General features: G+C 56.2%; 16 protein-coding genes and 1 tRNA gene. 7 read left to right on the top strand and 10 right to left on the bottom strand.

Annotated elements, in window-relative coordinates:
* Nucleotides 1-26: 26 nt before the first annotated feature.
* From mtnA to KF767_03160, 4 genes are read right to left on the bottom strand one after another with little or no spacing between them, the layout of a single operon-like run.
* Nucleotides 27-977, bottom strand: a complete 951-nt coding sequence (gene mtnA, locus KF767_03175; protein MBX3016866.1) for an S-methyl-5-thioribose-1-phosphate isomerase — start codon at nt 975-977, stop codon at nt 27-29.
* A complete protein-coding gene (locus tag KF767_03170; GenBank protein ID MBX3016865.1) occupies nt 974-1,627 on the bottom strand; it encodes a class II aldolase/adducin family protein in 654 nt (217 codons plus the stop codon). Before KF767_03170 ends, mtnA begins: the two co-directional genes overlap by 4 nt.
* Complete coding sequence (locus tag KF767_03165; GenBank protein ID MBX3016864.1) at nt 1,609-2,955, bottom strand: amidohydrolase; 1,347 nt, start codon at nt 2,953-2,955, stop codon at nt 1,609-1,611. Before KF767_03165 ends, KF767_03170 begins: the two co-directional genes overlap by 19 nt.
* Complete coding sequence (locus KF767_03160) at nt 2,952-3,815, bottom strand: purine-nucleoside phosphorylase (protein MBX3016863.1); 864 nt, start codon at nt 3,813-3,815, stop codon at nt 2,952-2,954. Before KF767_03160 ends, KF767_03165 begins: the two co-directional genes overlap by 4 nt.
* A 188-nt stretch (nt 3,816-4,003) precedes the next feature.
* On the opposite strand from KF767_03160, the gene KF767_03155 reads away from it, so the two are divergent.
* Nucleotides 4,004-4,093: transfer RNA gene (locus KF767_03155), tRNA-Ser, on the top strand.
* Nucleotides 4,094-4,681: 588 nt separating this feature from the next.
* Here KF767_03155 and KF767_03150 read toward each other — a convergent pair.
* The 3 genes from KF767_03150 to KF767_03140 form a co-directional block, all read right to left on the bottom strand.
* The gene (locus KF767_03150; protein MBX3016862.1) at nt 4,682-4,933 is read right to left on the bottom strand and encodes a hypothetical protein; all 252 of its coding nucleotides are present in this window, start codon (nt 4,931-4,933) and stop codon (nt 4,682-4,684) included.
* A gap of 85 nt (nt 4,934-5,018) precedes the next feature.
* Complete coding sequence (locus KF767_03145) at nt 5,019-5,624, bottom strand: hypothetical protein (GenBank protein ID MBX3016861.1); 606 nt, start codon at nt 5,622-5,624, stop codon at nt 5,019-5,021.
* Between the two features lie 981 nt (nt 5,625-6,605).
* The gene (locus KF767_03140) at nt 6,606-7,658 is read right to left on the bottom strand and encodes a hypothetical protein (GenBank protein MBX3016860.1); all 1,053 of its coding nucleotides are present in this window, start codon (nt 7,656-7,658) and stop codon (nt 6,606-6,608) included.
* A 538-nt stretch (nt 7,659-8,196) separates the two neighbouring features.
* On the opposite strand from KF767_03140, the gene KF767_03135 reads away from it, so the two are divergent.
* From KF767_03135 to KF767_03110, 6 genes are all read left to right on the top strand, one after another.
* Nucleotides 8,197-8,613: a hypothetical protein gene (locus KF767_03135; protein MBX3016859.1), complete on the top strand. Its 417-nt coding sequence runs from the start codon at nt 8,197-8,199 to the stop codon at nt 8,611-8,613.
* Nucleotides 8,614-8,765: 152 nt separating this feature from the next.
* Complete coding sequence (locus tag KF767_03130) at nt 8,766-10,199, top strand: DNA cytosine methyltransferase (protein ID MBX3016858.1); 1,434 nt, start codon at nt 8,766-8,768, stop codon at nt 10,197-10,199.
* Nucleotides 10,196-12,109: an ATP-dependent helicase gene (locus KF767_03125; protein MBX3016857.1), complete on the top strand. Its 1,914-nt coding sequence runs from the start codon at nt 10,196-10,198 to the stop codon at nt 12,107-12,109. Before KF767_03130 ends, KF767_03125 begins: the two co-directional genes overlap by 4 nt.
* Nucleotides 12,106-15,273 carry a hypothetical protein gene (locus KF767_03120; protein ID MBX3016856.1) on the top strand — a complete coding sequence of 1,056 codons (3,168 nt, stop codon included), beginning with the start codon at nt 12,106-12,108 and terminating at the stop codon, nt 15,271-15,273. Before KF767_03125 ends, KF767_03120 begins: the two co-directional genes overlap by 4 nt.
* Complete coding sequence (locus KF767_03115) at nt 15,263-17,086, top strand: DUF1998 domain-containing protein (GenBank protein MBX3016855.1); 1,824 nt, start codon at nt 15,263-15,265, stop codon at nt 17,084-17,086. Before KF767_03120 ends, KF767_03115 begins: the two co-directional genes overlap by 11 nt.
* 3 nt (nt 17,087-17,089) lie before the next feature.
* Complete coding sequence (locus KF767_03110) at nt 17,090-17,806, top strand: hypothetical protein (protein MBX3016854.1); 717 nt, start codon at nt 17,090-17,092, stop codon at nt 17,804-17,806.
* 157 nt (nt 17,807-17,963) lie between these two features.
* Here KF767_03110 and KF767_03105 read toward each other — a convergent pair whose 3' ends face one another.
* The 3 genes from KF767_03105 to KF767_03095 form a co-directional block, all read right to left on the bottom strand.
* A complete protein-coding gene (locus tag KF767_03105) occupies nt 17,964-18,626 on the bottom strand; it encodes a zinc ribbon domain-containing protein (protein MBX3016853.1) in 663 nt (220 codons plus the stop codon).
* Between the two features lie 75 nt (nt 18,627-18,701).
* Complete coding sequence (locus KF767_03100; protein ID MBX3016852.1) at nt 18,702-19,025, bottom strand: hypothetical protein; 324 nt, start codon at nt 19,023-19,025, stop codon at nt 18,702-18,704.
* Between the two features lie 350 nt (nt 19,026-19,375).
* A complete protein-coding gene (locus tag KF767_03095) occupies nt 19,376-19,645 on the bottom strand; it encodes a hypothetical protein (GenBank protein MBX3016851.1) in 270 nt (89 codons plus the stop codon).
* Nucleotides 19,646-19,967 lie beyond the last annotated feature (322 nt).

Below are 19,967 nucleotides of genomic sequence, written 5' to 3'. Positions count from 1 at the left end.
ATTCCGAGATTTGGGAAGTAATCCTCTTAAACCGAATCCGTGATGATGTCTCGAATCAGGTGCGCGGGAGTCATATCGAAAGACGGATTCCAAGCGGGGATCGATGCGGGAAGGTTTCCTAAAACCTCACGGGCATGACGTTGCTCGATCGGAATTTCGCGTCCTTCTTTCATGGCGAGATCGAAGGTGGTTCGGGGAGCGACGACGAAAAAGTCTTTCCCGTGGTGTTTGGCGAGTACGGCGACACTATATGTTCCGATTTTGTTGGCGACGTCTCCGTTGACGGTGATGCGATCGGCGCCGACGAAGACCTTGTCGATCATCCCGGCTTGAAACGCGGCGCCCGCCATATTGTCCGTGATCAGCGTGAAAGGGATGCCCGCCTGCGCGAGTTCCCAAGTGGTCAACCGCGCGCCCTGAAGTAGCGGACGGGTTTCGTCGACGTAGACGTGGATCTTTTTGCCGAGGGCGTGCGCCTTCTTGATTCCGCCCAGTGCCGTGCCCAGCCCCACGGTGGCCAGGCCACCCGTATTACAATGGGTCAGGATGCGGTCTCCGTCTTGGATGTACTTTTGCGCGTTGTTTGCCATGCGCTCGCACATGGCGACGTCTTCATCGAAAAAATGCTCCGCGAGTTGGATCAGGATTTGCGGATCGTGGCCGCCGGTCTCGAACTTTGTCCTCATCTCGTCGAGCAGGTTCATGAGGTTCACGGCGGTGGGGCGCGAGGCGCGCAGTTCCGCGCAGGAGGTGAGAAGCGCTTGCGGGGGTTTGCCGAGCTTCGCCTCGCGAGCCAGCGTCAGTGCGGCCGCGACGCCGATCAGGGGTGCGCCACGCACCGCGAGCTTCTGGATCGCGGCGACCATCGTGGCGACCGAGTCGATCTCGATCCACTCCTCGGCGTGGGGAAGCTTCGTTTGATCGAGGACACGCAGCCGTTCCCCGTCGACCTTGAGCGCGAGGGATTCACGTTTCATAAGGTTTGCGGTCCCATTTGCGCGCGGATCGCTTTCAGTGCGGCGATTTCTTCCTTGGGAAGCGAGGTCAGACCGCCGAGTTCGTGCGCGGCTTTCAGGATTTGCGCGATGGCTTCGAGGCGCTCCATGCCGTTGTAGGCCTCATCCAGGCTTTCGCCCCAAGAGAGCGCGCCGTGACGGGCCAGGATCATCACCCGGTGCGCGGGCGCGAGGGGGCGCAGAACATCGCCCATGGCCTGCGTTCCGGGCCGCGCGTAGGGCGCGATGGGCACGCGGCCGACGGCCAAGATCACTTCGGACATGGTGTCGGCGGGAAGTTCGGTCAGTTCGGGACGCGCGATGGACCATGCGATCGCGGTTGGTGGGTGCGCGTGCACGATGGCCTTGGCCTCCGTGCAGGTGCGGTAGACCTCGAGATGCATCAGTCGTTCGCCGCTGGGACGGCCTTGAATCACGCGGTTGTCGATGTCGATGCAGGCGAGATCTTCGGGGTCGATGAAGCCTTTGTTGAGTCCGCTGGGCGTGATCCAGATCTCGTTATCTGAAACGCGCAGGCTGACGTTCCCGTCGGCGGCGGAAAGCAGATTCCGTTGGTGCAGACGTCGGCAGATCTCGACGATCCGTGCTTGATTCACGATTCGGCCTTCAATGTTTGCAGATGCTTTTGGATTTTTTTGCGGAAGCTCTCCACGGCCGGGGGGATCTTCCGGTGCGCGGGTTTCGCGAACTGTTTGTCCTTCAGCAGAACTTGTCCGTGGCAGACGACGGTGTCGACCTCAAGGCCGTTCGCCGCGTAGACCAGCTGGCTGACCAGATCGTGCACGGGCTGCAGATGGGGGAAGTTCAGATCCACGCAGACAAGATCCGCGCATTTGCCTTCCTCGATGCTGCCGATGCGGTCCTCCAGTCCCAACGCGCGGGCGCCGTCGATGGTCGCCATGCGAAGTGCGTCGGGTCCGCGCAGCGCCATGGCGTCGCCGTGGAAGAGCTTCTGGATCTTCAGTCCGACGTCCATCGCGCCGAACATCGACAGATCGTTCGCGCTGGCGCTGCCGTCGGTGCCGAGGGCCACCGGAATTTTCGCGTCCAGATATTTCGGCAGCGGGGCGACACCCGAAGCGAGTTTCGAATTCGAGTCGGGATTGTAGATCGGCGAGGTGCCGGTCTCGCGGTAAAGCTCGATTTCGTCGTCATCGAGGTGTACCGAATGCGCGCCGACCGTGCGCTCACCCAAAACGCCCAGGCGTTTCAGGCGGTGCACGGGTTTTTCCCCATACTTTTCCAGACTGTCGGGTTTCTCGTGGGCGGCTTCCGAGACGTGGATGTGCAGAAGACAATTTTCCTGGCGCGAAAGTTCGCCCATGCGGCGCAAGGTTTCGTCCGAGCAGCTGTAAGGGGCGTGGGGGGCCACGCCGATGTCGATGCGGGGATGCGCGCGATATTTTTTCCGCAAGTCGAAGAAACGTTTTTCGCGATCGGGTCCGTAGACTTTGTCCTCGGGGATCGGGAAGTCGGCGAAGGCTTGGGTGAAGATGCCGCGCAGTCCGCCCTTATCCCAGACGTCGGCCGACGCCGCAGTGAAGAAGTACATGTCGCTGACGGTGGTCGTGCCGAAGCGGATGCATTCGCGAAGGGCCAGCTCGGTGCCGGCCTTGACGAAGGCTTTGGACGTGAGTGCGGCCTCGAGCGGAAGAATGCAGTCGAACAGCCACACCTTGAGGGGAACGTCGTCCTCGAGTCCGCGGAACAGCGTCATCGGCAGATGCGTGTGCGCGTTGATGAGCCCGGGGATGAGCACCATGTTTTTACGGTCGATGAATTTGCGGCAGGCTTTGCGGTCGGCAGGTTTGAACGGGCGGGCCGCGGTGATGCGCCCTTCGTTCACGCCGACGAAGAAGTTGCGTACGGGTTCGGTCGAGCCGTTCTTCATCGTCAGACACCAGTCGACGCGGAGTCCGAGCTCGAACCGGGGTTTCACTTCAAGACCTCGTCGCGCAGGAATTCGCCGACGCCCGCGATGATCTGCGCGGCGGATTTACGGCAGGTCTCGAGGATCACGAAGTGATCGAGATGCTGATCGGTCAGACCCGCACCCAGGTTCGAGATCAGCGAAAGGCCCGCGAGTTTCGCGCCCGAGTGTTTCAGCACGATCGCTTCCCAGACGGTGGACATGCCGACCGCTTTCATACCCCATTGAGCGTAAAGGCGCACTTCGGCGTGCGTTTCGAAAACGGGACCCATCAGGCCCATGTAGATGCCGTCGTGGACTTTCAGTTTTTGCGATTCCAGGCGCGTGCGCAGCGCTTTTTGCCAAGCGGGCTGGTAGGTGTTCCCCATGTCGGGGAAGCGGGGACCGAGTTCGCGGCCGTCGGGCCATTTCGGATTTTCTCCGATCAGCGGATTCGAGCCGGTCATGTTGACGTGGTCGTTGATGACCATGACGTCACCGGGATTCATTTTCGTGTCGAGGCCGCCGGCGGCGTTGGTCAGCAGGAAGTTCTCGATGCCGCAGCAACGCGGGATCATCACGGTCTGCACGATGGCGCGGGGGTTGTGGCCTTCGTAGCCGTGCAGGCGTCCCATCTGGAACTGCACGGCTTTGCCGGTGGGTTTGTGCAGATAAACCCGGTAGCGGCCGGCGTGGTCGGGAACGGTCGATGCCGTCAGACCGGGCACTTCGCCGAAAGGAATCTCGCCTTTGAGTTCCCACTCGCTTGCGGGAAGCGCATCCAACGCCTGACCGAAGCCAGAGCCGAGGACAACGTGCGCGGACGGGAGTTTGACGGAGAAGGAAGAGTATTTTCCGAGCAGGAAATCGATCGACTTTTGTTGAACCATGGAATGGTTTAACCAGAGCTTCGTGAGAGGGTCAAAACGTTGGCCTGCGTCATGGCGCGAGCCTGCCCGAAAGCTCACCGTTTCGTGGCCCGTGGACATGCGTCCCGGTTCACTTCCGAATCGGAAGTAGCAGTTGCCCGCATTTGCGCGCCCATGTTACCAAATAAGCTTCGTTCCATGACCGCCGCGGACAGGTGGGAGAGTGGTTTAATCCAACAGCCTGGAACGCTGTCGTTGTCGCAAGGCAACCGTGAGTTCGAATCTCACCCTGTCCGCCAATTTTTTTTTATTAAACGACATTTCAAGCAGTTACGAGTTGAGGATTCTTCCAACTCACAAGTTTACCCACAGGGGTAAAACGTCTCAAAGTTAGACCTCGGTTTAGGTTTCGTGTCTTGGTCCGCAGGCTCTCGGTTTCGGACTATACCGTTAGCGCGTTCTTGAAGCGCTTTAAGGCGCTTATCCTCGGCACTAAACGTGAATTCATGCGTAGATTGAGAGTTACGGCCGTAGTAGTTCACTCCAGCCACAAACAGCGCTGGCATCACGACCCTCATCTGTCCGTCGGATCCTACTGAAGTAATTGTTGTCTCCCATATCACAGGAGGAAGAGGCTTTTTACCTTCAGGGTCAAGCTGGGCAGTCCTTCTCGCCGCGAGCATTAGGCTCCGACCGTAGAACGTTTCTGTGTAGGTTTGGGAGCCTGCATACTCCATTCTACCAACGCCAGCTTCCCGAACTGTGGAGTTCCGCGTGTAATTGTTGAGTGAGCCCCAACCGTTGTAAGTTGTTGTAACGTTATACTGCTGTGGCGCGACCCAGTTGTAAACAGGCCGTGATGCAAGAATGTCTTTCGATTTGAGTGATTAGGTGAATGCCACAACCACATCAGATTCGGCGATCGATCTGACGATTCTAAAGCCTGCATCGGCGAGAGCCACTTCGGCTTGACGCTTATATTCGTCTCGCTGAAGTTCCGAATCGTCATCATTCACACAGATAACGAACGCCTTTTCTCCAACGGATTGTTCGCGCGCAAGTGCCTTAACTCTGAACCCGTATTGAGTGGTCTTGCATCCCACAAGAATAAGCAGCAAAGCATATGTGAGAAATCTCATGTGTATTCAATCGGACTTGTAGAATGAGACCTCAAGACATTCACATTCTAATTAATGTGATTAATCTTTCCTAAACGCACAGGATCTAATTGGTACGTTCTCCAGACTTAGGATTTGCGGACGAAATCTCAATCACTTTGGCCGTGGGAAGCAAATTCTCTCCGATAAAGAATTCTGACAACTCTGCCACTCCTGTAAATGCGGACTCATGGGTTTGCTTCCAAGATATTTTGAGGCGTTCGAAAACCCGGCGAACGCCATACTTGTCGTATTTAGGAATACGTACTGAGCAAGATCCGAATTTAGTCGTTTCGACCTTCACGATGTAAATGTTTGTGCTCTTGCAGAAACGGATTTCAAAGTTGGCGATTCTATCCTCAGGAGGAATGCGTTCAACTCGACTTCTCATATAGCACACGTTTTCAAAGCGTGTGGCGAAGCGGCCGACTTTGGTTTTGACGTTATCTACAAAAACAAGTCGCTCGCTTTTCATACGGGATTTCGTCACTGCGATGATGCGATGAGAGCGTACGATATCATCTCGAACAGACACCATTGATAGGCATGACGCCGAGAGCTCACAGTTTATCGCTTGTGCCATACTTGAGGTGATTTCATTCTCGATTCCAGCATCTATGATTTTTAGGGCCCTAGTAAGTGAGTTTTTAAGCCCGTTTAGATTTGATTTCATCCAACCTCCAGCATCATTTTATCATGATGATGCTGAGCGTATAGTTGTACGTATATATACATGTATAAAGTTCATGCTCTATCCTTGCTTCATGAAAACAAAGAAAAGAGTTCTGGCTTCAATACCTGACGAATCTAAAGACCGTGGTCCTCGCACTGTGTATCTCTCCTCTAGTCTCTTTGAGGAGTTTAAAAAGTCGTGCGGAGATCATTCCGCCAGTGTGGTGCTCGAAGCATTGATGCGTGATTTTATAGGTCGAGGCGCGCATAGGAAGCGTAACTAAATTGACTGGGACGCGACAACTGCTAGTCCACGGCATATGGACAATCGGCCAAATTCTCAAATTCATTCTTCGGAGAGGAACCAGAGCGAGAGTCGCGTGACGAAGTCATTGTAGATGAGGCACCTCGACGACTTGAAGCTTTGCTATATCAACCGGTTGCCGAATATCTTCGATCGCACTGGGTAATCAACGAGGAGCGTCGAGATCCAATCGTCGAGTTTATCGCTCATCAGGGGCGGCGGCAAACTGGTGGTGTGTGGACTAGGCCCGACATTGCTGTAGTTGGGATCTGCGCTTACCCCTTTATACCTGGTAAGAGTCTCGAGCTATCCACATTCGAAATTAAGAAGTGCGTAGAGGACGGCATTGTATGTGTGTACGAAGCTTCTGCGCATTCTGCTTTCGCGCACAGAAGCTTTCTTGTGATTCATATGGAGGACGTAGTTTCCTCGAGCGATAACGAGCTCTACTGGCGGATCGTGAGCGAATGCGAAAGACTGAATGTTGGCTTGATCATATTCAGCAACCCGATCAACTTCAGTACTTACCGCATTGTGGTAAATTGTAGCGTACGTTCGCCTTCGATGGGATTGTTGAACAGATTTGTCGGCTTCCAGCTTACCGAAGTAAGCCGACAGAGACTCCTCATTCTACTCCGCTAGGAAATTATAGTTCGGGAAAGCTTATGTCCTATGAGGCTACAGAGTTTTAGAAGTGTTAGCTTCGGCCACTGCCTGAACTGGCTTCGCTCCAATAACAACGATGTCTTTGTAACTACCTTCAGAGTCCCTGGCGTTGATCGTGAGTTCAAGAACTCCTGCATGCCCCTTATAGAGTGTATCCTTAAGCTCTGTGTTCGATGCATCGAATTCCGCGTAGAAGGTTTTTCCTTCGGCGGACTGGATCGTGATCTTACCACCACCTTCTAGCGCGAAAGTTTTAATCTGGTAAATGCCGTTAAGCTGAACTTGATCGTATTTCCGTCGCGGTTTTCGAGGGTAAATCTCTTTTGCAACTTTTTCTGTAATTTCGCTTCCGTCGTTCATCGTAACTTTTTCTGCTCCGGTCACGCTTTGGGCGATCTTTTTCGTGGAGTCTTCGACGATAGAAAGCGCTTCTCTTCCTTTACTAGTGGAGAGTGCTACTGCTTTAATTGCTTCGAACTTTTGGACCTCAGCCTGTATTTTTGCGCGCTCCGTCTCATTTTGTTCGCGGATTTTTACTTTCTCCACCTCCGCATCGCGAAGTTTCCCATGTATCTCCGGAGCCGCGTAACCGACAGCCGCGACCAAAGAGATGACTACGAGGTGACGTCCTGTAATATTCACTCTCTTTCCTGCCTCGGTTCCAAATGCCTTAAGTGCGTCGCCAATGTAGGCCGTAATACCTGTACTACCTTCCTCAACCTTGAACACGATTTCAAGACGCGCCTTTTCTTCGTCTGACAGCGGATGATTCGAATCCTCGTATACTGCCAGAGCGTACATTCGGCAGACATCGTTCTGAAGCTCGATTAACGCCTTCATTGTCCGCGCTGGCATAGATTGATGGAACTTCTCTCCTTCAAAATGGAGGGTAACAACCGGGTAGTTCCTGAACTCTAGAACAGCATCATCCATCTGGGCTGTATTTGATGCCATTTCTTGGATCAGCGCCCATGCCTTATCATCGCTGTCGATTTCATATATTCGTTTGGATGGAACCGGCGGCACTTGTGATGGAGGCGGAGGCGGCATTTCGAATTCGGACATTCAGTTACCCTCGCGTTAAGCTTATCCCTCATGTTTCAAACTACTTGGGATGGTAGGTCTCACGCGAGCCTCAGTACACCGAGTGCTCAGTGGCCTATCTCACAAGCTCTTCGGACGAGGACTTGTCGGCTGAAGCGCCGTTATTCGTATTATCGAATCATTAACCTAATTAAGAAAAATGAAGTCAGAGTTTTACTAGCTATTTGATGGAAATCGTCGACTTAGCTGCATGACGACGCCTGGACGCTCATGCAGCCTTATCCTCAACATCTTATTCCTCGGTCGTCGTCCCCTTCTCCTTCGAGATGCGGGCCGCTTTGATAGCATCAAGGATTAACTCGGGCGTCACTAGGCCAGCGAATATCGGTGTATTTGGTGGCGGAGACAGTTCAACCGATTTTCGCTTTGGGTAGAGATCCGTCATTAACTCTACATGCACGTTTACCTGTTGTTTAGGCTCGAGCGCGGAAAGCAACGCCGCAATTTCGGTTATTGGGCAGATGCCTGACGAAGTTAGAATTTCTTCGAGAACTCGCGTTTGAAGGTTCGGCGTTCTCTTCTTGCGTCCGCTGCCGACCGTGACAGTGGCAAGACGACTCGCGGGAAGGACACGCGCTCCGAACCGCTTGTCAGGCGCGGTCTGCATCGCAGCGGATTCAAGTTCCGGAAGCATGTGCGCGGTCTTCCGAGCACACCGGATGCGATCATGGTTTCAAGAACGCGGATCGTGTTTATCGATGGCGACTTCTGGCATGGAGGACGCTTCGGAACCTGGAAACATCAGTTAAACAAGTTTTGGAGAACAAAAATCCAAACTAACATCCAGAGTGACAAAAGAAATTTCGGCAGACTCAGGATGGCCGGCTGGACCGTCATTCGCGCACGGGAAAGCTATGTGAAATCAGATCTTGATGCGGCGCTCAGCAAAGTCGAGTCGACCGCTCGAGCTGACTGACGGTGTCGTCTCAACCGACCTTAATGAATTCAGAGGTTTTCACGGATAAAACCGGTTGTTAGCATACCCTCATGGCCGTTATTAGCTATGACTCGCTCCGGGTGATCCCCGGGCAGTCTGCCTTGCGACATGGGCAGCCTAGGGGTGGACAGTTGAATCAGCGCGGAAACCGCAACAGAGACCATTACTTTCTCGATTTGTTCGCCGGCTCGGGCGGTTTCACTCTCGGGCTTGAATCCGCCGGATTCACGTCTTTGGGATCGGTCGAGATAAATCCGGTCACGCGCAGGACACTTGAGGAGAATTTCGGGGAAACCCCTCTGCAGGCGGTCAGGGCTGCGGACGGGGATGTCACCAGAGTTGATCTCAAAAAACTGAAAGCAGAACTCTCCGCGCGCGGGATATCGAATCTCGATCTGCTCGTGGCGTGTCCGCCCTGTCAGGGCTTTTCCCGGGTGGGGAGAGCGAAACTGGATTCGCTGGCGGGCTCGAAAGGCAGCCATTCCCTTGACCCGAGAAACAGGTTGTACCGAAAAGTGATCGATTTTCTTACGGAGTTGAAGCCCAAGGTTTTTCTCTTCGAGAATGTTCCGGGAATGCTTTCCATCGGAGGCCGAAACGTGGCGGAAATCGTGTGTCGGCAGGTTCAGGAAGCCGGCTACAACGTCAGAGCCACGGTATTGAACGCGGCCTGGTTCGGCGTCCCGCAACTGCGGGAACGGGTCATTATCATGGCTTTCAGAAACGACTTGGCGATCGAACCCGAGTTCCCGATGATACGTTTTGACGGGCCGGAAACCGAAGGTCATATGACCGGAGGGGACAGTGCCGCGCAGCTTTGGCGGGATGATGAGTTTTTTGTACCTTGCTCCCGGCTGAAAAGGGCTGCTGCTACTCGTCCTTTCCGATGCGTGCAGGATGCCCTTGGTGATCTGCCAGGGTTCACGGCTCATCTGAAGGCGCTGAGTAAGGGCCGCAAGTATAAAGCCCTGCGGGGACTCCATGAAGAGCCCTGTTATGTCCGCGGCAGGATTTCGGAATACGCGCAGATGATGAGGAGATGGCCGGGATACGAGGCTGACGACATCGTTCGTGATCACTTCTGTCGTTGGACGCCAAGGGACTTCCGGATCTTCCGGCGCATGAAAGAGGGCGACAAATATCCGGATGCGATCGGGATCGCGGAAGGTCTTTACCGTTCCGCGAGAGAGGCCGGGCAAAAGGTAAGACGGGACGATTTCATCCCGCCTTACCGGGTCGACTCGTTCAAGGAAAAGTGGCGTAAACTCATCCGCTCGCGGCCGTCATGGACGCTGACCGCTCATCTCAGCAAGGACTCTTACAGTCACATTCATTACGACTCGAAGCAGGCCCGGTCGATCACTCCCCGGGAGGCCGCGCGGCTTCAGTCGTTTCCTGATGGATTCAGGTTCCACGGCTGCATGGGCGATGTTTTCGTGCAGGTCGGTAACGCCGTTCCTCCGTTGTTCTCGAAGGCTATCGGCGAGACTGTTCTCACGCTTCTGACCGGACGGACCCGGAAAAAGGTGCGGTATTCGGGACGCGGTGAAGAAGCCCGGCCATGAGTCATCCTTTCAAGTGGGATGACCGACAGCGTGAAATCATCGAGGCAACTTCTGATTTCAGGATCGTGGTCGAAGCCGGGCCGGGAACCGGGAAGACCGAGGTCGCATGCGCCCGTGTCGCGCATCTTCTGAAATCTGGAATCGAGCCCGAAAATATCCTGATCTTCAGTTTCACGCGGACCGCGGTTGCCGAGCTCAGGAGCCGTATTAAGACCCTTTCGGGGGATGAGCATCGGGCGGCCGGCGTCAGGATCACGACTCTCGATTCGGAAGTCTGGCAGCTCTGTCACGGATTCCTCGATGAGTCCGGAGTGCAAGACCTGTTCGGCAGCTATGAGGTAAATATACGTTCCGTCCTGGAGATGCTTCAGAAGGGTTCGGAGAACCTGATCGACCATCTTTCCCGTTATCGCCATGTCATCATTGACGAGGCGCAGGATCTTGTCAGCGTTCGGGCGCGGTTTTCCTTCGAGTTCATGCGCGTTCTTCCGAAAGAATGCGGAGTCACGGTTTTCGCCGACAGCGCGCAGGCGATCTACGGATTCACAGATGAGATGAACGATCAGAAGGACGGCGTGTCCGGCTGTCTTCTCGATCTTATCAAGGGAGATCAGGTTTTCGCGGCCGAGTTTTTTCTGACATCGCTCGAGAAGGTCTACAGGACTGGGAATCAGGGTCTTGTCCGGATATTCGAGGGCGCCCGCCCGCTCCTCTCCTCGGCGATTGACCCTGCGGAACGTCTTCGGAGCTTGAAGGAACACATCGCTGAGAACTCGGACAACCTTCCCCAGGATCTGAAGGACACTGACTACGAGGAAATGAACGCGCGTCAAACACTGATGCTTTTCAGACGGAGAGCCGAGGTCCTTCAGATGTCCTCGATCCTCTATCACAAAAAACTGATCCACAGGATCCGTATCGGCAATCTTCCTCTCGTGATCGCTCCCTGGATCGGTGCTCTGTTGGGAGGATATGTCGGTCCCGCTATCAGCAAGGACCGGTTTGATGCTTTGTGGGAGCGTCGCATGGGCTCCAGGGGTCCGGCTCTGGGGGCTCCTGATCGTGATGAGGCATGGGAACTGCTTAAAAGATATGGTCGGGGCCCTCGCGGTGACGTGCTCGTGCCGAAGAGCCTGCGGAAGGTTCTGTCACGGTCACGTCCGCCGCAGGAATTTTGTCTGGCCGAAGCGGGAACGGGGGGAATGATCGTCGGAACGATCCATGCGTCCAAAGGGCGGGAAGCTGCGGAAGTCGGGCTTATGATGCCTCGCGGGCGATCGGGGGAAACCGATGATGAGGAAAGCCGGGTTCTTTATGTCGGGGCCACGCGCGCCAAGGCGACGCTAAAGATCGGCGTGGGCTACTCCTCTCCGGCATCAGCGTTGGAAGGCAGCGGACGGATTTACCGTATTTTTTTCGAGGAGTCGCCCGCAGCGCAGGTGGAGATCGGTCTTGCGGATGATCTTGATCCGGTTTCCGTCGTCAGAGCCCGTGACTTCAGGAATCCGGCGGACATCGAGGTCCTGCAGGAAAATCTGGTCAAGGTAGCGGGGCGATATGCGGAAGTTCTGGCGCGAATTCCTGCCGATGGCGGGGACTACGATTACAGACTGCAGATCCGTCCGGACGGAGAGAACTCGTGGTTCTTCGCCGGTCGCTTTCACCAGAGCCTGAATATGGACCTTTTCCAGATCGGGCGGCGCTTGAGACAGGAAATCCGGTTGAAGCCCTGGAACGAGATCAAGAATCTTCAGTTTTTCGGATTGCGGACAGTGGTTTTCGCGGAGGACTCGGCTCATCTGGAAAAGATGTCGGGAAACTACGCCGCGTCCGGCATGTTTGTGGCACCTGTAATCCGCGGCTACACGAAAGTTTTTTTTAAAGAGTATTTTCCAGGAGGTAAAAAATGACGACCGCTTCGAGCAGAAGGACGCTGCTGGAAAGACTCAGGATGGATCTCGTCGGTCCCTACCAAGCTGATGAAGTCATTTCGGAGCGTCCCTCGGACAGATATCTCAGCGGGATCCTGTTCCCGCAGAGAACCCAGCTTAACCCGGAAGAGGATGAGCAGCTTTCGGGTGCCGGTGAAAGTGAGTCCACGACCGGCGATACGGCGGATGAAAGCGTTCCTCTGATAGCCGGTCTCAAGCCGGCAAGCGCCGGCCTCTCGTTCGTTGTCGAAAGAAACGACGGCGGCGATTGGCCGGAGATCAACATCCGCGTGCGATGCGGGACTTATGAAGGGATCGAGGAGCGGGACGAGAACACGGGCCGGACGCGCGTGACGAAATGGAGAAGATCGGGACACGACTTCGTTGTCGGCCCCGTGAGGCTCGACTTCGGGAATTCATTCCGGGAGAAGCAGCTTCAGGAATATGGTCTTCCGGGAGGACGCCTTTATATCAAGACCGCCTTGAGCGGGCGGAAAGTGACCTGCACCACTGTTCTCATCAATGACCGGGATGCGGGAGAGTCCCGCCCTGAATCGGAAATGGCGACGTTTTTCCAGGCGGGGATCGAGATCACGACGGTGAACGGCAGCCGTTTTGTGCCGAGACCGGTCAGAAGCGGCGGCGTTGATGAAGACAGTCTGTGCAATGACCTGATCTATCGCGGGACCAGGGAGTTCGCCGTCGGACACACGAGTTCGGCGTCCTGGGAATGCGATGATGATGGCGAGCCTGTTTCTATTTCCACGACATGGATTCCTGATGCCAAGGTCAGCGCCGTCAGTCCTGACGGGGCTCCTGAGTTCGGCAGGCTGTCGCGAACTCCGGGATTGGACCCCCTGTCAGCAGAATGGCTGAGCGGAGCGGATCCCGCAAGCCTGAGCCAGGCTATGAAGCTGCTTTGCGATTGTTACGGTGACTGGATCTTCTCTCAGGAGAAAAAGGTCGGTGCTGTCAGCGCGGATCTAAGAGCGCAGGCGGCTCAGAATCTTGATGTCTGTAAAGGCGCGTTGGAGCGGATGAATCGCGGGGCGGATCTGATCTCGAGCGATGAAAACGTGCGGAAGTCTTTCCAGCTCGCGAACAGGGCGATGGAACTCCAGGTCGTCTGGCAGAAGGACGAAAAAAACAAGCATCTGCGCTGGCGTCCGTTCCAGCTGGCGTTCCAGCTTCTTGTCGTGGAGTCTCTCGCGATACGGGATGGTCGTGACCGCTCGGTCATGGATTTGCTCTGGTTCCCCACCGGTGGCGGGAAAACGGAAGCGTATCTCGGGTTGATCGCGTTCACACTGTTCTACCGCAGGATAAGCTCCAGAAAGAACCCCGATCGCGGAGCGGGAGTGAATGTTTTCATGCGGTACACCCTGCGGCTTCTTACCGTTCAGCAGTTTCAGCGCGCGGCCGCGCTGATCTGTGCCTGTGAGCATCTTCGGACGACTGAAGGCGAGCGGTACGGACTCGGGAAGGCGAGGTTCTCGATCGGCCTTTGGGTGGGAGGGGCGGCGACCCCGAACAATGTTTCAGACGCACACGAAGCGGCGGAGAGCCCGGAGGCAAGCTCGTCACCGAAGCAGCTCAAGACCTGTCCCGCCTGCAGATCCGATAAACTCCGCTGGGGGATCACGGGCGACAACAGCCGGTTCCCGGTGTTCTGTCTCAACGATGAGTGTGTTTTCGGAAAGACCAAGATGAACCTGCCCGTCTGGACGGTCGACACCGACATCTATCGGGAATGCCCGTCACTGGTGATCGGAACGATCGACAAGTTCGCTCAGATTGTCCGGAAACCTGACACCGGCCGCCTCTTCGGAGTGAGCACGCAGTTCGACCCGCCGGAAATGATCATTCAGGACGAACTCCACCTGATTTCGGGGCCCTTGGGCACGATCGCGGGAATCTATGAAGTGGCTGTGGATGAACTCTGCTCAAGAGGCGGATTCAGGCCGAAACTCATCGGTTCGACCGCGACGATCCGGAGGGCGAAGGAGCAGATCAGGTCGCTGTTCAATCGCGATGCGTTCCAATTCCCGCCGCCCGGTCTTGATGCCGGGAATTCCGGGTTCGCTGTCACAGACGGGATTAATCCCGGACGTCTTTATGTCGGCGTGACCACGGCGGGCCGGTCTCCCAAATACACTCTGCAGGCAGTGTGCGCCTCCCTGCTTCAGGCCGTCACGGACAGCCACGTTCCGGATGATCGCAAGGACGATTACTGGACGCTCGTCGCCTACTTCAATTCGCTGCGTGAGTTGGGCGGCGCGCGAGTGATGATGCTTGATGACGTTCCCAGCACGATCAAAACGATCTCCAAGCGAAGGAACGAGAAAGAGCGGATGCTGGCTCCTCCAGAGGAACTCACGAGCGCGAAGCGACAGTCTGAGATTCCGGATATGCTTGAGTCACTGAAGCTGAAGTATGATCAGGGCGACGCGGTAGACATTCTTCTCGCCAGTAACATGATCAGTGTCGGCGTGGATATCCCGCGGCTCGCTCTTATGGTGGTCAACGGTCAGCCGAAGGGAATGGCGGAATACATCCAGGCCACAAGCCGCGTCGGCCGATCGGCGATCCCCGGACTTGTCATCGCCGTTTACAACAACAGCAAGGCCCGTGACCGCTCACACTACGAGACCTTCCCCACTTGGCATTCGGCCTTGTACAGGGAAGTGGAAGCGACGAGTGTCACGCCGTTCGCCTCCCGCGCACGGGACAAAGCCCTGCACGCGGCTCTTGTCGCGATGGCGCGCTATCTTGTCGATGGCCTGACCGAGCGGCCGGCGCTTTCGCTCGATCAGCGGAGAAAATGCGAAGAGCTAGCTGCCAGGATTTCCCGGCGCGCCTCCGAGGTGGATGCGTCGGAAGCCGCGGGGGTTGAATCCGATCTGAGAAGGCTTATTGACGAATGGTATGGACGCGATGATCTGCGGAAGTACTGGGATGACAGCCCGCGAGGACACAGTCTGCTCATGTCCGCCGAGCAGGTCGCGGCTATTAAGGAGGCCGAATGGGGGCTCCGTCGCGTGTGGTCGACGCCGAACTCCATGCGCGAAGTCGAACCATCCACTCAGTTCGTCGTCGCGCGCGCTTTGCGAAGGAAAGGGCCGGAGGTGAAAGATGGCGAATAACGAACTCGGTAAAGTCCGCAGAAGTCAGGCCGTGATGACCTACGGGCCCGGTGCGATCATCGACTTCCGCGTCGACAACGCTCCTGTGTCAGTGGTCGCTGCGGGTCTTGAGCAGTGGGACGAGAGAGCCAAGCCCGCCGGACTTCACAATCCGCAGAAAACTTTCGAGTACAGGCTCCAGAGGCTTCTCGGAGTCGACGGTTTCCGTCTGCCGCCCGTGGAGCCGCAGAGGGAACAATGGCAAGAGTCCAGATATGTTCCGAGTCTGATCGGCGTAAGGTATCCGACCTGGCTTCAGTGCCCGAAGTGCCACAGACTGAAGCCGGCGGGAAACTGGGCTGAGGATCCTGGCAATCCGGTTCTTTACTGCGGTCCTTGTTCGGCAGCGGAGGGGAACAGGAATGTTTTCGTCGTACCGGTCCGTTTCATCGTCGCCTGCGAACACGGACATCTGGACGAGTTCCCGTGGAACATGTGGGTTCAGCATAAGGACGACTGCAAGGGGCCCGAACTGCTTCTTTTTTCGGACGGGACCTCCAGCGGCCTCTCCGGACTGAAACTGAAATGCAAGACCTGCGGTAGCATGCGCTCGATGGACGGCTGTTTCAGCTCGGATGCGCTCAAAGGTCTCCGGTGCCAGGGCAAACGGCCTTGGCTCGCCTCGGAACCGGTGCAGTGTCCGGCCACGCCCAGAGTCCTTCAGCGCGGGGCCAGCAATCTCTATTTTCCGGTGGTTCTTTCCGCTCTCGACATTCCCCCGTGGTCAGACCGCATGCAGCGCGAATTCGGCGACCATTGGGCCCGTCTGTGCCGGATTCCCGATGCAGCGACCAGGATTGATCGCATTCAGTTTCTCGAGCTGCATGACAAGATGGGAAAGACGCCTGAGCAGATCAACGAGATCATCGAGACCCGCTCGGCCTTATTGGAAAATGCCACGCCTGAAAATCTGAAGACTGACGAGTACGTTCAGTTCACCAAGCCGGACTTCAGGTCGTTGGACGATGATTCCGAATTCGAGATTTCCGAAGAAGAAGTTCCCGCGGAACTCAGGCATTGGGTTTCCCGTCTCGTGCGGGCCACGAGACTTCGCGAGGTCCGGGCGATCAGGGCATTCACCAGGATCAAGCCGCCGGCCGGGGACACCGACACCACGAGATATTGCCAGATTCAGACGGAACCGAAGAACTGGCTGCCCGCGATCGAGGTCCGCGGTGAAGGCATCTTTGTCGAGCTTGATCTGGCCGCTCTCGCGGTCTGGGAACAGCAGCGGGAGGTGCAGGCCCGCGCGGCGCAGGTCAATGAGGCGTATCGGACGGATTGGTTTGACCGCCACGGCACGCCCCCGCCGAGGACGATCACACCGCGTCTACTCCTGATTCACTCATTTTCCCATGCGCTGATCCGGCAACTCGCCCTGGAGTGCGGGTATTCGAGCGCTTCACTGCGGGAACGGCTATATGTCGGTCATGGTTCCGTCGAGATGGCGGGTCTGCTGATTTATACCGCGACGCCGGACTCCGACGGTACGCTCGGCGGTCTCGTGAGGCAAGGGCGTTCAGGCAGATTTTATTCGCTCGTCCGCAACGCGCTTCAGGCGATGGCTTGGTGCTCTTCGGATCCCCTGTGCATCGACTCCGTTCAATCGCTTTCTGAAGGGCTGAACCTTTCGGCCTGTCACTCGTGTCAGTTGCTGTCGGAAACGTCCTGCGAGGAGTTCAACAGGCTTCTGGACAGGGCGATGCTTGTCGGTACTCCGTCATCCCCCGGCATTGGGTTCTTCTCGGATTTCATGCGTCAGGACCAGGAATAGAAGATGGGACTGCCAAGAGATGTTTTCGAACTGCTGGGAAAGATGGAGAGCGCCGAGAGCCTGTTTTCTCCGGGCAGCAAAGAGCGTGTCTGTGCGGTCCCGGGGGCCTCATCGGTTCTGGGGAAGCTGAACAGATCCTTCGGCGAGGAAAGAGGTGGTGACATTCTTCTTCTGACTCTTCAGGCGCTCGCGGTTCAGCGTGGGGAGATGAAGAGTGGATTTTCCGAGGCCGAGTTCGTCGCCACGATCCCGGGTTCCGCCATTCCTGGAGTACGTCAGACTGCGAATGTCGTGAAGGGGATTCTCGCGTCGGCGCGGAGAGAGATCATCGCGTTGGGTTATGAGATTTCAGACGGTGATTTCATCGGTTGGCTCCATGAGACCGCCGGGCGTGATGTTGATCTGGTCCTCGTATGTGATCGCAACGTCGGGTCAGGGACGAGGATCATGACCGGCTGGCCTCCGGGGTGCAGGCGCCCTGACCTCTATCAGGATCGTGAACGGGAAAACGCGGCGATTTATTCCAAGATGCACTCGAAAACCCTGATTTCGGATTCAGATGAGATGCTTGTTTCGTCGGCTAATTTCACGTTTCACGGTCTGAACGGCAACATCGAGTTCGGTGTGAGGATGAAGGGCCGCCAGGTTCTAGAAGCGAGAAACATCATCAGGCAGATGATCAATAACGGACTCCTCGAGAAGGTTCCGTGGCCTTCCTGAAGGAACCCGCATTTAGTTCTTTGGCGTCACGACAGCGTGATATTCAGAGCAGACCTTTTCCCAGCCGGTGTGGTCGAAAGGCTGACGCTCGATGAATAAAAAATGTGCGAGGTAGAGCCCAGAAGCGCGTGTTGGTAGCGAAGAACCTGACCTTCGCTCAAACCTCAAGAGCTAACCCTCCTTTGACCGTGACCGTAATATCGCCGGACGAAGAGACTAAAATTTTGGAGACGAGGGCCTGGACGATCTCGCGTCGCTGCTCGAAATTTGCGTCGTCTACGACCCCAGCCAACTCCTTCGCGACTTCCAGCAGGGCTGATGAGTCCGCTTGAGCCTCAAGGGCCGCGATCCCGGTTGAAACCGAAGCAACTTGTGCGAGCACGTCCTCGCGCCGCTTCTGGTTCGCGTTCTTCGCCGCACGGAATTCCTCTTCATCCATGCGCGCTTCGCCTAGGAGCGCGGAGAGTTCGCAGGCCCGCCGTTCGAGTTTCAGCAGCTCCTCCTCATGGGATCCCTTGAGCGCGAGGATTTGCGCCGTTCTTCGTTTGATGGCGTCGCCCGAAATGAATTCCGCGTGTTTCTCCTGTAATAGACGAGGGTTTTTAACGATGGCGGAGACCTTCTGCCACACAAGCTCGTCGATGAGCTGCGCGCGATGGTGGGTCTTCGAGTTGCACCGAAAGCCGCCGACCTTCGGCTTGCGGGCACAGGTGTAGTAGAAAATCGGATCGTACTCGACGAACCGCTTCTGCTTTCGCAGATACTTCCAGGCGTGCTTGGGCCGAGCCGATAAGTTGATGCCGCATTCTTCGCAGACGATTAGATCTTTGCAAAGGTACTCGTGGACTGTGTTTCTCTGAGCCCACCGACGACGACCGGAGCGTTCTTCACAAAGCTAGGCCCAGACGTCATCGGACAGGATTCTCGGGACCGAGACCGAAATCTTTTCTTTTTTCTCCTTGGGGATACTCGCGTAGCGCGGATTTCCCACTTGGTCCGTGTACTTCATGTAAAAGTTCAAAGTTCCGCGATAGTCGTCTTCGCGAAACATTTTTTCGACGGCGCCTCGGCTGAGGACATCGCTTTTCGCTCGCCCCTGCGCGACACGGTGGTAGAACGATTTTTTAGAGAGGCCGTGATCCGCGAGCGTTTTCGCGACCCCGGTGTCGTTCAGTCCTTCGGGATGAAGCGTCACGATCCCTTTGATTTCGTCGGGCATCTCTTCGAAGACCATCCCCGATGGACAGACCGACGGCGCATTTAAGAAGACGCACCTCTTCCGGCACCGTCTTCCAAACTTGTTCACGTTTGAACCATTCCAGGCAAAACGGACGGCACCCAATCGGCGGGCGTCCCTCGTCCTTGAGGCGAGAGATTTTAGCGTTATGGCACTTGCGAAGCATTGCGCGTTTATCCTCGGTTCCGAGGGCCGATGAGATTTCGGCGATCATCGAGGAGGGGTCGAATTCGCCGGTCTACGTGATGATTCGGACATCGAATTCCGAAAGCACGTCGAGAATGCGACCGCGAAGCTTGCGCGAACGGGAGCGCAAAAGGCGGTCCGGATGGTCAACGTAAATGGCGTCGATGTCGCCGGACTTCGCCAGCGACATCAGCCGGTGGAAGTCCTTGCTCGTCCCAGGCCTCGAGGTTATACGCCTCATCGAGGAAGTAGTGCTCTGCCAGTGCGGCCCCGCCGGGGATACGCGTAAAGAGGTCGAATTCTTCGGCGAGGTGAGGCCACCTGGATTCAAAGGCGATGGTCTGCCGGATGATCGTATTTTCGGCTTCTTGCTGCTTGCCGGAGACGCGGAAATAAGGCGCGAGCTTAGGTCTCATCGCCGCCTCCCTTTTTTGCTTCGCGGACAGCGTTGAGCGTCTGCCAAAGCCGGAGGAAGTCTTCGCGTTGAAACAAGACCGACGGGTCGTTCGCGACCCGGAGGCGGTACTGCGGTTGATGCTTTCTTTTCGGACGCGCCTTCACCCATGACTTTTACAGGCAAGCGGTCGCTCGTGCTGCGGACGGTCGGGCCGTTGCGGCCTAAAGTAGATTTGGAGTAAAACTTTTTTGAGTTATCACACCCTGATAAGGTGTCATACGGTGTGATAACACGGTGACGGCGTGCGCCCGCTTGGCGAGAAGTTCGACGGGAAAAAGACA

The organism is Pseudobdellovibrionaceae bacterium, assembly GCA_019637875.1.
GTDB lineage: Bacteria > Bdellovibrionota > Bdellovibrionia > Bdellovibrionales > Bdellovibrionaceae > JAHBUW01.
This window is presented reverse-complemented; position numbering and strand designations above follow the sequence as displayed.